14 protein-coding genes are annotated in these 13,885 nt (G+C 61.1%); 3 read left to right on the top strand and 11 right to left on the bottom strand.

Features of this window, described 5'->3' with window-relative positions; genetic code table 11:
* Window positions 1-4 precede the first annotated feature (4 nt).
* The 4 genes from U5A58_RS29940 to U5A58_RS29955 form a co-directional block, all read right to left on the bottom strand.
* Complete coding sequence (locus U5A58_RS29940) at window positions 5-715, bottom strand: PepSY-associated TM helix domain-containing protein (protein WP_321964130.1); 711 nt, start codon at window positions 713-715, stop codon at window positions 5-7.
* On the bottom strand, window positions 712-1,395 hold the full coding sequence (locus U5A58_RS29945; protein ID WP_321964131.1) for a Fe2+-dependent dioxygenase: 684 nt from the start codon (window positions 1,393-1,395) through the stop codon (window positions 712-714). Before U5A58_RS29945 ends, U5A58_RS29940 begins: the two co-directional genes overlap by 4 nt.
* A 140-nt stretch (window positions 1,396-1,535) precedes the next feature.
* A complete protein-coding gene (locus U5A58_RS29950; RefSeq protein ID WP_321946048.1) occupies window positions 1,536-3,773 on the bottom strand; it encodes a TonB-dependent siderophore receptor in 2,238 nt (745 codons plus the stop codon).
* A gap of 377 nt (window positions 3,774-4,150) precedes the next feature.
* Entirely contained in the window at window positions 4,151-5,152 is a 1,002-nt protein-coding gene (locus U5A58_RS29955; protein ID WP_321964132.1) for a LysR substrate-binding domain-containing protein, read from the bottom strand.
* A 108-nt stretch (window positions 5,153-5,260) separates the two neighbouring features.
* Here U5A58_RS29955 and U5A58_RS29960 point away from each other — a divergent pair, with 108 nt between their 5' ends.
* On the top strand, window positions 5,261-6,556 hold the full coding sequence (locus U5A58_RS29960; RefSeq protein WP_321964134.1) for a gallate dioxygenase: 1,296 nt from the start codon (window positions 5,261-5,263) through the stop codon (window positions 6,554-6,556).
* Window positions 6,557-6,610: 54 nt separating this feature from the next.
* Here U5A58_RS29960 and U5A58_RS29965 read toward each other — a convergent pair whose 3' ends face one another.
* The 7 genes from U5A58_RS29965 to U5A58_RS29995 form a co-directional block, all read right to left on the bottom strand.
* Window positions 6,611-7,510, bottom strand: coding sequence for a transporter substrate-binding domain-containing protein (locus tag U5A58_RS29965; protein ID WP_415764450.1), 900 nt, complete (start codon window positions 7,508-7,510; stop codon window positions 6,611-6,613).
* Window positions 7,511-7,623: 113 nt separating this feature from the next.
* Window positions 7,624-7,935, bottom strand: a complete 312-nt coding sequence (locus U5A58_RS29970; RefSeq protein WP_321964136.1) for a hypothetical protein — start codon at window positions 7,933-7,935, stop codon at window positions 7,624-7,626.
* Between the two features lie 241 nt (window positions 7,936-8,176).
* Window positions 8,177-8,659: a hypothetical protein gene (locus tag U5A58_RS29975; protein ID WP_321964137.1), complete on the bottom strand. Its 483-nt coding sequence runs from the start codon at window positions 8,657-8,659 to the stop codon at window positions 8,177-8,179.
* Entirely contained in the window at window positions 8,656-9,330 is a 675-nt protein-coding gene (locus tag U5A58_RS29980) for a M35 family metallo-endopeptidase (protein WP_321964138.1), read from the bottom strand. Before U5A58_RS29980 ends, U5A58_RS29975 begins: the two co-directional genes overlap by 4 nt.
* Before the next feature lie 5 nt (window positions 9,331-9,335).
* A complete protein-coding gene (locus tag U5A58_RS29985) occupies window positions 9,336-9,641 on the bottom strand; it encodes a hypothetical protein (RefSeq protein WP_321964139.1) in 306 nt (101 codons plus the stop codon).
* A gap of 200 nt (window positions 9,642-9,841) precedes the next feature.
* Complete coding sequence (locus tag U5A58_RS29990; protein WP_321964140.1) at window positions 9,842-10,363, bottom strand: PAAR domain-containing protein; 522 nt, start codon at window positions 10,361-10,363, stop codon at window positions 9,842-9,844.
* Window positions 10,364-10,684: 321 nt separating this feature from the next.
* The gene (locus U5A58_RS29995) at window positions 10,685-10,960 is read right to left on the bottom strand and encodes a hypothetical protein (protein ID WP_321964141.1); all 276 of its coding nucleotides are present in this window, start codon (window positions 10,958-10,960) and stop codon (window positions 10,685-10,687) included.
* A gap of 483 nt (window positions 10,961-11,443) precedes the next feature.
* Between U5A58_RS29995 and U5A58_RS30000 the strand changes: the two genes are divergently transcribed.
* Window positions 11,444-13,093, top strand: coding sequence for a methyl-accepting chemotaxis protein (locus U5A58_RS30000; RefSeq protein ID WP_321964142.1), 1,650 nt, complete (start codon window positions 11,444-11,446; stop codon window positions 13,091-13,093).
* Between the two features lie 426 nt (window positions 13,094-13,519).
* Complete coding sequence (locus tag U5A58_RS30005; protein WP_028207914.1) at window positions 13,520-13,765, top strand: hypothetical protein; 246 nt, start codon at window positions 13,520-13,522, stop codon at window positions 13,763-13,765.
* Window positions 13,766-13,885 lie beyond the last annotated feature (120 nt).

Below are 13,885 nucleotides of genomic sequence, written 5' to 3' on the forward strand. Positions count from 1 at the left end.
CCGCTTACGCGAGGCCCACGCACACCGCCACGATAATCGAGCCGAACAGCAGCACGGCGCCCACCGTCTTGCGTTTGTTCAGCTCCGTCCACAGCAGCACACCCGTTATCGAAAGCAGAATGAGCGCCCCGGCGAAGCTGTCGATGAACAGCACCCAGCCAACGCTCATGCCCGTACCCTTGTGCAGGTTGGTAATCGTCGAGACGAGCGAGTTGTCGTTGCGCTTGAGCGTGAGCTTGTCGTCGTCCACCCAGTACTCGACCATCACGCTCTCGCCGGGCGACGTGAACATCATCTGCCAATGTTCGGGCTGCACGACTGTGCGATCGCCCCAGGCCACGTTGTGTTCTGGCTCCTTCTGCACGCGGCCCATGCGCGCCGGAAGTTTCAAATCAGGTTGCGCACGCAACCATTTCACCATTTCGCGCGGTGTTTCGGGGGCGGGGTCCGGCACGGCGATCTGCACCGTCGAGACTTGGGGGGCGCCAGGAGAGATGCGCAGCGGCTCGGCGCGATGGTTGAGCACGAACCCCGTTGCGCCGAACAGCAGGCCGAGCGCCGCGCCCCACAGACCCACCCAGCCGTGCACCTTGCGCAGCCACTTGATGAAGGTCGCGCGGCGCGAACGCTTCGTGCGCTCGTCGCGCTGTTCGACGTCGAGACGCGTGCGCGGCGTTGCCGTCGCGTCGATCTCGGCGGTATCGGGAAAGCTCATGTTTCACTCCAAAGTCGCAAAAGATTGTGGTAGCAGCCCACGAGGCTGCGCCGCGCCTGAGCGTCGGCGTCGCTTGCGTTCAGGCGCTGGATAGCGGTGTCCATGTCGAAGAGCAGTGCGCGCTTCGTGTCGTCGCGCACGAGGCTTTGCACCCAGAAGAAGCTCGCCACGCGCGCGCCGCGCGTGACAGGCGTGACCTGGTGCAGGCTCGTGGCCGGATACACGATCATGTCGCCCGCCGGCAGCTTCACTTCCTGCACGCCATAGGTGTCTTCGACCACGAGTTCGCCGCCCTCGTATTCGTCGGGCGACGAGAGAAAGAGCGTGCACGAAACGTCGGTGCGCAGCTTCACGCCGTTGGGCAGCACGCGCACGGCGCCATCCACGTGGCTGCCGAACGTCATGCCGCCTTCATAACGGTTGAAGAGCGGCGGATACACCTGATTCGGCAGCGCCGCACTAATAAAGAGCGGATTGCGCTCGATGGCCGCGAGCACCATGTCGCCCAGCTCCCGTGCAAGGGGCGTGTGCTCGGCGATCTGCACGTTGCGCTTCACGGGCGCGCCGGACCAGCCGGCCGTCGCGCGGCCGTCCACCCAGGCGTCGCCTGCGTTGTCGAGGCGTGCGCGCAGCGCCTGAACCTGCTCAGGCGTCAGTACATTGGGGACGTGAACCAGCATCGTCAATTCCTTCGTTGTGCCGCATAAGCGGCAAAGCAGCCGCGTTCGTGCGCCTGCACGCAGTGACGCAAAAAGCCCGCATTATGCGGGCTTCGCGTGACGGCACGCAAAAAGGTCGGCGCACGCGTAGCACGCCGCAATCAGAACCGGTAGTCGGCCGTCGCAAGGAACGTGCGGCCAATGCCCGGCACCGAACGTCCGCCGTCCGACTGGATGAGGGCGTCATAGTAGAACTTGTTGGTCAGGTTCAACAGATTCAGCCGCACGTCCCACTTCTTCTCGTGGTACGCGGCCATTGCGTCCCAGCGCGTATAACCGCCGACTTCCACGTAATTCGTGTTCGCCGCGTAACGCGCCGACATATAGGTCGGGCCGCCGCCAATTTCCCAATGCGGCGTGAATGCATACGTGGTCCACAGCGTGAAGGTATTGCGCGGCGTATTCGCCGGCGTGTTGCCCTGGGTGCCGTCGAGCGCCTTGAGAACCACGCCGTCCATATACGTGTAGCCCGCGAACACCTGCCACTTGTTGGTAATGTGGCCGGTTGCGCCCGCCTGGAAGCCACGCACGCGAATGTCGCCTTCGAGCGTGTACTCGCCCGTCGACGTTTGCGTGCGCGCGTTGTCCATCTCCTGCTGGAAGAATGCTGAGGTAACCGAAAGATTGCCGCCCAGCAGGTCCCACTTCGCGCCCACTTCGTACGACTTGGTATGTTCGGGCGAGAGGTTCTGCGTATTGTTCGTGACCGTGAGCGCTTCGAGCGACGGATCGAACGACGTGCCGTACGAGAAGTAGTACGACTGCCAGTCGGTCGGCTGATAGATCGCCCCGGCACGCACGCTCGTGAACGTATTGGTCTGGTCCGCGTAGAGCGGCGCGCTGATCGTGTTGGCAATATGTGCCTGGAAGCGATCCCAACGCACGCCGCCAATGAGCTTCCAGTGCTCGCCGATCGACATGGTTTCGTTGAAGTACGCGGCGAACGTATTTGCACCCGACTCCGCGTGATTGCCCACCGTTGTCGTGACGTTCGAGGGCGTCGAAATATAGACTGGGTTGAGCAGCGAGAGAATCGGCAGGTTGTTGCGCGTGGAAGCCTGATTCGTGTAGCTGTCGTGGCCCAGCTCGATGCCCGCGAGCATCTCGTGCTTCAGGAAGCCCGTCGTGAACTTGTATTGCGCCATCGTATCGTTGTAGATCGAGTGGTTCTCGATCACGCGGTCGTGGCTCGCAAGCTTGATGTACAGGTCTTCGAGCGGCAGGTTCGTGAAGTTGCCGTTCTTGAGGGCCGTGCTCGAAGCGAGCGGGCCCGTTAGCACCGCTCCGGGCGCGGTCTCGCGCGCGTCGGTGAGCGAGTGCGAGAACTGCGTCTGGTTAGTGATCTTGAACTGGTCGTTGAAACGATGATCGACGCGCGCCTGAACCGTCTGCACGTCCTGGATCGTGCGGTCGTCGGTGAGGCCGTAGAACGTGCTCTTCGAAGGCGCGAACGGATGGCCGTTGACGGCCTGCACGCCGTAGTCCGGCATGTCGTAGTTGTGCTGGATAAGCGCCGAGATCGTGACCTCGGTCGGCGTGCCAATGCCAAAACGCAGCTCGGGCGCGAAACCGTAGTCCTTGTTCTTCATCACATCGCGCGTGGAGCCCATCGACTGACCGAACGCGTTGAGGCGGAAGGCCGCGTGATCGCCGAGCGGACGGTTCACGTCGAGCGTCGCGCGATAGCGGTCGTCGGTGCCGATGGTGGTCGACACTTCGGTGAGCGGCTTGAGGTTCGCCTGCTTCGTGACCTGGTTGATCACGCCGCCCGTGGAGCCGCGGCCGAACAGCATCGACGAGGGGCCGTAGAGCACTTCGATCGACTCGAGGTCGAAGGTGTCGCGGTAGTACTGGTTGCGGTCGCGAAAGCCGTCGAGGTAAATGTCGTTTTGCGCCGTGAAACCGCGCAGGTTGATGTTGTTGCCGATCTGGCCGCCTTCCGCGCCGCCGATCGTGATGCCGGGCGCGTTGCGCAGCGCATCCTGGAACGACGTGGCGCCCTGCGACTGCATCACCGCCTTGTTGATGACCGTGACCGACTGCGGAATATCGCGCAGCGCTGTGGGCGTTTTCGCGCCAACGGTCGAACGTTCCGCCTGGAAATCCTGGGCATCGCTTTGGCCCGACACGGAGATCGTGGGCAGCGTGGCGTTGTTCGTGGCGCTTTCCGCCTGCGCGGTCTGGAACGTCTGATTGCTCTGCGCGGCGGCCGCCCCCGAAGCGGCAGTGGCTGCAGTGGCAGCTGCGGTGGCAGGCGCGCTTTGCGCGAGTGCAGTCGTAGCGAAAGGTACAGCAAAGGTCAGCGCGAGCGCACTCGCGAGCGGCGTCCGGTTCAGCATGAGGTCCCTGTGCAAGGCATACGACCCGGCCGTGCGACGCGCGCAAAACGGGCGCGGACGACGCGGGTGGATTGGCTGGCTGGGCCGCCCCGAAAGGACCGAGGGAAACGACGCTACGCTGGCTGATCTTGTTGTTTGGCCGCGGAGAGTTTCGCGGTAATGAGAATCGATATCATTCCATATATTTCAGTCTCTTTCAATTGATTTCGGTATATGAACAACAGTCGAGTGAGGTGATTGGAAAGGCCCGTCATCGTTAAGGTAAATGTAATTTTCGTGACTCGAAGCGAGCTGGTGCGCCCTGAATTCCTCTGATTAATCCTGGCCGGCGGTGCATACAGATTAATTCGCACTTCAAATTAAATGCGATGCATGCATCACGCCGCTTGCGCGCATTCGCGCAATTGCTGCGCGAGTACGCCAATTGCTTCGTCGAGCGTAGCGGTGCTGCGCCGAAGAATACCGATCGGCTCCACGCCCTGCGGGGCCGGCACGTCGATCTGCACGAGCAGCCCAGCGTCGATGTCGCTTTGCGCGACTCGCTGCGGCACGACCCACACGGCGTCCGAGCCCGCGACGATCAAACGCGCCACCGAAGCCGATTGCGTTTCGATCGCGCCTTCAGGCACGGAGAAACCATGCGTTTCGAAAAACGCCTCGGTGTGATGGCGCGGCGCGGTGCGCTCGCCCGCAATCACGAGCGGAAAGCCGAGCACGGCGCCAAGTGAGGGTGCGCCGCTGGCGTTCGCAAGCGGATGCCCCGCGCGCACCACGACGAGGAGCGACTCCGTGTAGAGATATTCGAACGACACGCCCTGCAACATCGCCGGCTCGGCCATGCGCCCCACCATCAAGTCGAGCTCGCCGGCTTTCACTGCACGCAGCAGCTCGGCATTCGAGTCGGTATGAATTTTCACGCCCACTTGCGGACGCAACGCCTTGAAACGCAGGAGCGCTTCCGGCAGCAACGCCGTCGCCACGGTTGGCAACGCGCCCAGCCGCACCGCTGGCGCCGCATGCGCGTCCTGCCGCGCGAGTGCGAGAGCGGACGCCTCGACCGCGCGCGTTGCGTCGAGCGCATAGCGCAGGAAGCGCTCGCCCTGCACCGTGAGCGCCGCGCCGTTTCTGCCGCGTTCGACAAGACGCGCGCCCGCCCATTGTTCGAGCTCCACGAGCGTCTTCGAAACGGCTGGCTGGCTCAAATGCAAACGCGCCGCCGCGCGCGCGAGCGTGCGCTCCTGAGCAATCGCCACAAAACAGTTCAAATGCCGCAGACGCAGCCTCGACGCGAGTTGCCGCTGCGCCTCTTCTGCCGCTTCGCGAGCGGCGTCTGCATCGATGTCGGCCTTCGCACGCCGCCGGGATCCTTTATTTTCCATAACCTGACGTTATGAAATTTTCGAGAATAAGTCAATTTACATAACCTGCCTTCAACCCTACATTGGCGCCATCGATATAAACCACTCGCAAACAAGGAGCAGGGAGACATGGCCACGATCGTTGGCGGCATCGCCGTTTCGCACACCCCGACCATCGGCTTCGCGCACGACGCGCACAAGGAACAGGATCCGGCCTGGGCGCCGATCTTCGAGAGCTTCGAGCCGGTCAAGCGCTGGCTGCGCGAACAGCAGCCCGACGCCATCGTCTACGTCTACAACGACCACGTGACGTCGTTCTTCTTCGACCATTACTCGGCGTTCGCGCTCGGCATCGGCGACGAATACCAGGTCGCCGACGAAGGCGGTGGTGTACGCGACCTGCCCGGCATTGGCGGACACGCGGCGCTCGCACGGCATATCGGCACGAGCCTCATGAGCGACGAGTTCGACATGTCGTTCTTCCAGGACAAGCCGCTCGACCACGGCTTCTTCTCGCCGATGTCAGCGCTGCTCGACCGCACGGAAACGGGCTGGCCCACGCGCGTGGTGCCGCTGCAGGTGGGCGTGCTGCAGTTCCCGATTCCTACCGCCCGCCGTTGCTTCAAGCTCGGCCAGGCGTTGCGGCGCGCGATCGAGAGTTATCCCGAGGACCTGCGCGTGGTGGTGATGGCGACAGGCGGCCTCTCGCACCAGGTGCACGGCGAACACGCGGGCTTCAACAACGTGGACTGGGATCACCGCTTCCTCGACGCCATCACGAACGACCCGCAAGCGCTCGCGGAAATGACGCATGCGGAGTACGCGCAACTGGGCGGGCTCGAAGGCGCGGAGGTCATCATGTGGCTGATCATGCGCGGCGCGCTGAGCGGCAACGTGAAGAAGGTGCACAGCGGCTACTACCTGCCTTCGATGACGGGCATCGGCACGCTCGTGCTCGAAAACACGGCGATGGCGCCAACGGGTGAGGCGCAGGCGCGGCACCGCCAGCACATGGCGCGGCAACTGGATGGCGCGGAGAAGCTTGCGGGCACGTATCCGTTCGGGCTCGAATCGAGTTTGAAAGCGTACCGGCTTAACAAGTATCTGCACGCGATGATCGACGAGGGGCATCGGCGCGCATTTCTTGCGGACCCGGAGCGCTCGTTTGCCGAGTCCGGCCTGAGCGAAGAGGAAAAAGATCTCGTGCGCCGCCGCGACTGGCGCGGGCTGATTCACTACGGCGTGATCTTCTTCATGCTGGAAAAGCTGGGCGCAGTCGTTGGGACTTCGAATCTTCACATCTACGCGGCCATGCGCGGAGAGACGCTTGAAGATTTTCTCAAGACGCGCAATACGCGCGTGCTCTACTCAGTGGCGGGCGATGTGGAAGCCAGCGAGGAATGGCAGGAAGGGGAAGCGAAGTAAGCGTGAGTGGCGGCCGCCTGGGTACGGCCGCCGCTTTCATACGCGTGCCTGCACTCAATCGAGCGCCCGGTCATTCGGATGCGCAAACAGCTCCCGATTCTCGTTGGACAACGGATAGTTCAGGTTCATCCCCTTGGGCGGAACGGGCTGCGTAAACCACTTGGTGTACAGCCGCTCCGCGTCACCCGAAGTCTGCAGGCGAGCGATCACGCCATCGGCCAGTTTCTTGAAGGCGGGGTCGTCTTTGCGCACCATGCAGCCATAGACCTCGGAGAGCGGCGGCGTGCCGGTGATCAGGTAGTCCTGCTGGTTCGCCTCCTTGGCACGCGCGCCGTACAACAGCGGCTCGTCCATGACGAAGGCGACCGCACGCCCAGTCTTCACGTTGAGAAACGACTCCGCGTGGTCTTTGGCGGCGATGAGTTGCATGCCCATCTTCTTGTCGTTGTTCATCTCGCGTAGCAGCCGGTCCTCCGACGTGCCCGCCGTGGTCACGACGGTCTTGCCCGCCAGATCGGGAAAGTCCTTGATCCCCGAATCCTTCTTCGCAATCAGGCGCACGCCGTATTGGAAGAAGCTGTTCGTGAACGCCACCTGGTTGTCGCGGTCTCTCGTGTGCGTGGTCGAGCCGCACTCGATATCGATTGTGCCGTTCTGGACCAGCGTAATGCGGTTCTGCGAAGTGATCGGAATTTCCTTGACCGTGAGCTTGTCGAGCTTCAGTTCCTTTTTCACCTCGTCGACGATCTTCAGCGCGATATCCTGTGCATAGCCGATCGTGTGCTGCTCGCTGTCGTAGTAGGAAAACGGCACCGACGATTCGCGTACGCCCAGGGAAATCACGCCTGTATCGCGGATTTTTTTGAGGGTAGCGCTCGTGGTGTCTTGCGCCTGAACCGGCGCGAGATACGTGCATCCCATGACGACTGCCGCGAGCGTTGCAACCTTTTTCATTGAGTCTCCTCCGGATGTCGGTCGGCGCTTCTTGCGCCGTACCCGAGTATTCACGGCGCGCAGCGATGCGGCAAATGAAATCGGTTACGTCGACATAACTCAAGGTTAAGTCGTTAGTGGAGGAGCGCTGTTTGGAGCGATGTCAGTTTGTCGGTCAGGCAGTTGCGCAGCTGAGCGCTACTGCTGCGCTCGGCGCGAAGCTGTGCGTCGAGGGCGAGCACGATCTTGCCTAGGGTGTCGATACTGTTGAGCAGCGGGTCGGGGTCGTGTTTCGGTTCGTCGGGCTGAACGGGTTTGACTTGTATATGCGGGGTGGGGTGCGGTTGGGGAATCGGCTCCTCCACTGGAGGCGCAGGCGTCACTTCGAGCGCCGGGGTATCCGCTTCGAAATCGAACAGCGACTTGAATAACATGGGGAGTTTCATGGCAAGGACCGGCGGCCTGGGGGACGAGGGGCGGGTATCTTCGCACTGGCTCGAAATTGTTCATCCTGAAAACTTGAGCGACGGTCGGCGCCGGGTTCGTTGGCAAGACGTACCGTTACGCGTGCGGTGACTTGTCCTCGGAGATCGGGACGACATATTAGGTTTTTACTTTGATGCTCATCCGAAAACCTGAAGTACCCCGCGTATGCGGGGCCAATTCCTGAGTTAACGTTGCTTCTTCTTACTTGATGGCTCTGCTTGTCGGTGTCACGCGCGGGTCGTCGCACAGGCGCTCGCAGCCGCCCTTACATAGAGGGGCAAGCTCAATCGCGATCTGATGCAGGTTCAATGTGCCATCTTCGTTCTTTACCATCTGATCCGTCAGCGTCTTCGGCTCGATGAGGATGTTCTGCGGCTTAATGCCTAGTTGAATAAGAAAGTCCCTGACGGCGGCACCGCGCTCGCTCTTCAATTTTTCGCCATTCTTCTCCCCGACATATGCGCCTGCGATAATTACAGCCTGAATATCAACCTCAGGCCATTTTCTTGCTTCGATTACGATGCTAGCAATTAATAAACGATCAGAATTCGATAGATCAACAACATTGAATGGCAAACGCGTCTCCATTGATTCATTGATAGTGCACGCACGCGCAGCCCCTGAAAGAAAAGGTACGACCAGAGACGTCGCGATCAGAAGCAACGCAAATAAATGTTTTTTCATCGGGCGACTGTTCTATCAAATGTTGAGATATACCCCACAATACTATCCGCATTTCGAATAGCCTTATCGGAATTCCCTAGAGCAAATGCACGCATTCCACTTTCCGTATTCCCGTACATAAGGTCGTCCGAGTTGAAGGTGTCGGTATAGTGAGTACACTCATGAATAATTGTCTTAACCTTTGCGCCGTGCCATAACTCGCCGTCGGAATCTGAGCAGAAGGCGCTGTAGATAGCGATAACTCGATTTTCAGAGTCAGGCTTACACACACCAGCGCGATTTTGCCCACTATCAGGCACGAGTGCACATGTAAGGTTCTTGATTACTGAGTCGTCCCAGCGAACAATTTTCTCGGGAGCTAGCTCTTTAAGCGCTGACAGCAACTTAGGGAGTCCCGCGACGAGCACTGCCCTAATGTCGTCGTCCGCCCGCCCAAAATAAGTCGTAGCTCGCGCCCTCTCCTGCGCATCCCACCTGGATACAGCAACAATACGATCGCTTACTAGTACAACAGCCGCATCCATTACTTTCATCATCCTCTGCCTGAATTCCTTGTTGGTCATATTCGGGCATATCGGTGTTGTATTGATCGTCACATCAACGCAAGAATTAGGATTGGTATTGGTGCATGCCGTATCGTGCACTGTTTGCCATTCTGTAGTACCTGACATTCTGATTATTTCTCCACTTGAAATCGTAGCCCGGATGACCCTTGCGTGATAACCCGCTCCCTTTGGCTCATTGAGTTCGTCGTGCCGGCAAACATTTGTCCGACATTGGTAACGATGCGATATCGGACATTTGCGAGCGACTGGTCGTCGCCACCGATGAGCCAGTATTGCTGGTCGTAAACGGGGGGCGTTGGCGAAGGCACGGACGCGGCTTCGCCTTTGCTTTCCGAATAGAATGCGTTGGACGAGCCCGCCGCAAGGAATCGACGCTTGCGACGTGGACACATGATCCAATCGAGATCCTTCACCATCGGTTATCCTTCATCCATCCAATCGCCAGCGATGCCGTAAATTGGCCATACGCCTTTGCGGTTTCCGCACGTCGCGTTCTCCTTACGCGCGTACATCTCCCCCGGCTTCGTTGTACTGGCTGCTACGGCCAATCACTTTGCCGCCCGTAGTGGTGCGATCGCCGTCTGCGACGAGTCGATCAAACACGCACACCTCCCGTTCAATGGGCTATGTCGAGCCGTAGCTGCTGGCTCGCGTCTGTCACGATGCGGCTAGTTCGCCCGGCGGAATCTGTCACGCCACTTGCTACGATGTTTGAGCCGATCAGTACGCGATAACGAACGCTCACGCGTGGAAGGCCGGTGTCATCGACTAGTCTGAATTGTTCGTCATATCTGCCGGGATCGCTGCCAGCCATCGACTGACCTGCACCCGTTGCTTCTCCCAACTCGTGCGCATCGAACACATGCCAGGCGCTGTTCTGCGAGGCCAGGAGTACCGGCGGCGGATCGCAGTTGCACAGGCAGATATCGCCTTCCAAGGCCTGCTGCTTGCCCATCATGGTTGCCTTCCGGTGCGGCCCCTTCCAGCCAATCACGCCTTCCGAATTGCACGCGGGACACCATATCTTCGCGCCGATGAACGTCATTGGCGTGCCGTGGTGCCTGCAACTGTCGATGCCTTCGAGTACAACACCGTCAGACGTTGTCTTGTCTCCAAGTTTCAGAATGGCTCGTCTCATGCGGCCACCCCAGCGTGTCGCTCCTGTCGGTCTGACATTTCCATCCCTCCATGTATCGTGCCGGCGCCGCAACGCGATCGGCGATGCCCCTATGCTGGATGGACACGCTAACCGCTCACAACAGGACAATTCCCAAATCGGTACGCAGTCCGATTCATTGCGCATGAACACATTGAGACATACCGACACTGCTTGAGCGTCGTCAATCAACCACGCGCTAGCGAGAACTGGGGATACACCTTGGCGGCCTGCTACGCCAGTTCGATGGGACGGGATGTGCGCTTTAAACGCTTGCAGTTGTTCCTGGCATGTTCATCCAATTCAGGGCGCGCTCGATAACAGGAAACGAGGGGCAACGTGCACTGAACAGGGTTGGCAGATCGGGTGTGTCTCCGGCAGACGCGGCACCGCATTGCCGGGCGGGCCACTGCCTTCAGCCAGTGTGCGGTCATGATCGGCGGCGGAGCGCTTGAGCAACACGTGTCCGCTGATGATCATCGATTGGTTGTCCGCACAAAACAGATGGTCTGGTTGGATTGTTGTCTGAGCCGAAGCCAACAGGTGAGCATTTTGAATCTGAGCGGAACAGAAGTTCATGGAACTCGCACAAAGCCGCCCAAAGTTACCCACAAATTTTGTTGGCAGCCCTGTGCGTAACCCTTGGAAGACCGCATCAAGTCCTTGATGCGTTTCAGTTAACCCACAGCGTTCCCAATCGCAGCAACGGCAGCTCGAGCGGCCTCGAAACCCACCCACCTTTTCCACAGATTTTGTTGGCAGCCCTGTGCACAACTTCTGGACAGCGAAGCTAAGCCGTTGATCGCAAACACCAATGCACCACGCGACAGAGAAGTTGCACGTTTTGGAGGCACTGGACTTGTCCACAGTTAACGGGGAAAAGTCTGTGCATACACCCCCCAACATCCGCGCCAATCCATTGATAGCACAACGGATTTTCCCGTTGCGCGCAGATCGCCTCACGCGCCCCAACAATACGCATACCCCTAAAGTTTGTAAGGGAAATGCCGTTATGCCTCGCTGTGTTGTTGGGTCTCAAGCGGACCCCATCGAAGGAATCTCATGCGCAACAATCAACCCGTCACGCAACAGGAATTCGACTATCCCGCTTCGCAGATGCTCGTCTCGGCCACCGACCTCAAGGGCCGCATTCAGTACTGCAATCCTGCGTTCGTCGCGGTGTCTGGCTTTACGAAAGAAGAACTGATCGGCAAGGCGCATAACATCATCCGGCATCCGGACATGCCGGCCGAAGCATTCGCCGATCTGTGGGAAACCGTCCGTGAAGGTCGCCCCTGGACCGCGATCGTCAAGAACCGCCGCAAGTCCGGCGACCACTACTGGGTGCGCGCGAACGTCACGCCCGTCTCCGAGCAAGGCACGGTGGTCGGCTATCTGAGCGTGCGCGTGAAACCCACGCGCGAGGAAGTCCGCACCGCCGAAGCCTTCTACGCGCAAATGCGCGAGGGCCGTCTGCAAGGCGTGCGGCTGCGCCACGGCTCCGTGGTGCGCACGGGCCTCGTGGGCGCGCTGCAGTCGCTGCTGCGCGTGCCTATCGCCACGCGCATCGCGTTCGGCTATGGCGCCGTGCCCACCGTGTTCGCCGCTGCCGGCGTCGCCGCCTGGCAAGGTCTGCCGCCGCTGCCCTTCTGGGGCGCGTTCGGCGCCGCCTGCGTGTGCGCGCTCGGCGCCTGGCGCCTCACCACGCGCCATCTCGGCGCGCCGCTCGCGCAAATGACCACGGCCTCCACGCGCATGGCCGCGGGCGACCTCACGGCCACGCTCGCGGTCGCCACGAACGACGATCTCGGCGACGTGCTCCAGGCGCTCAACCAGTTGCAGGCCAATCTCACGGCGATCGTGTTCGACGTGCGTTCGCAGATCGACGGCATGCTCGACGCCGCGCACGAAATCTCGAGCGGCAATCTCGATCTCTCGCGCCGCACGGAAATGCAGGCCGCATCGCTCGAAGAAACCGCGGCCACGATGGATCAACTCACGACCACCGTGCAGGCCAATGCCGAAGCCAGCGCCCGAGCGCTCGATCTCGCGCGCGACGCGCAGTCCGCCGCCGCCGAGGGCGGCTCGATCGCGGCGCAGATGGAGCGCACGATGTCGGGCATCACCGACGCTTCGCGCCGCATCAGCGACATCACCGGCGTGATCGACGGTATCGCGTTCCAGACCAATATCCTCGCGCTCAACGCCGCCGTCGAAGCCGCGCGCGCGGGCGAAGCGGGCCGCTCGTTCGCCGTGGTGGCGGGCGAGGTGCGCATGCTCGCGCAGCGCTGCGCGGCGTCGGCCAAGGAGATCAAGCAGGTCGTGGACGCCAGCGTGAACGAAATCGCCGAGGGCACGCGGCTCGTCGGCAACACGACTGCGCAGATGCGCTCGATCGACGAAGCCGTGAGCCGCGTCTCGTCGATCATCACCGAGGTCGCAAACGCGAGCGGCGAGCAGGCCGAGGGCATCCGCCAGGTCAATCAGGCCGTGGCGCATCTGGACAGCGCCACGCAGCAGAACGCCGCGCTCGTCGAACAGGCCGCCGCCACGGCGATGCGGCTCGCCGACCAAGCCGACGTGCTCGACGAAGCCGTGCGCCTCTTTACCGTCGCGGGCGCGGAAGCGGCAAAGCGCTCGAAGCACGCTCGCGCGCCCGCACGCCGCGAGAGCGTCAATCTCGCCGAAACGGCCGGGGAGATCGCAGCATAACGACCTCGGCTGCCGGTCCCAATGGTCTGAGAGATCGGCGTTAGTCCCATCTCGACAGTGCGGCGCCCGGGCGGCACCATGAAAACCGTCAGCAAGCCGTACCACGGTTTGCTGATCCGAGTAACAACGGCGTTTCAACGGCTCATCTGGCCTGCCCGGGTGAGCCGTTTTTTCTGTTGCGCCCGCCTCTCGCGTGGCATCGCTTTGCTTCGCAACCATGACAGCGGTGCAACGCGCAACGCATTTCGCATGGCCCGTTGCAGGGCGCGCAAAAACGGGCGGCGTGGCGGCGAGTCGCGTTACACTGGCTGGCCAGGGTCGCGGCACAGCGATCTCGCTGTGTGTGTCGGCGCTCACTTGCACAAACACGCCGTGCAGCCGACCCCGTACAATGGCTCGACCACCCAACGCACGAGGACAATATCAATGCGCACGACCGGGTCTTCCGGAAACATGACCCTGCTCACCGAGCATGACGACGCGACCGGACGCGAACTGCGTTCACTGCGCCTCGAATCGGCGGCCGACGGCAAAAGCCTCTTGCTGGTCGAAGTCGACGAGCGCAAGCCTGGCATCCATCGCGAAGTGCGTTACGAAATCACGCCGGCCGAGCTGATCGCGGCAATTCGCGCACAAGGTGCCGAGCTGCCCGGGGAATCACACACGCGCTAAGCGCACGGAAAAAGGCGTCACGAGCGCGGCACGCATCGTCTCGTGTGCCGCGTTCTGACGCTTTCCGCTCATTTCGCGCCCAGCGCGACCACCGCTTCTCAATCCGGCGCTTTTTTCACA

This window comes from Paraburkholderia sp. J7 (genome assembly GCF_905220155.1).
Taxonomy (GTDB): domain Bacteria; phylum Pseudomonadota; class Gammaproteobacteria; order Burkholderiales; family Burkholderiaceae; genus Paraburkholderia.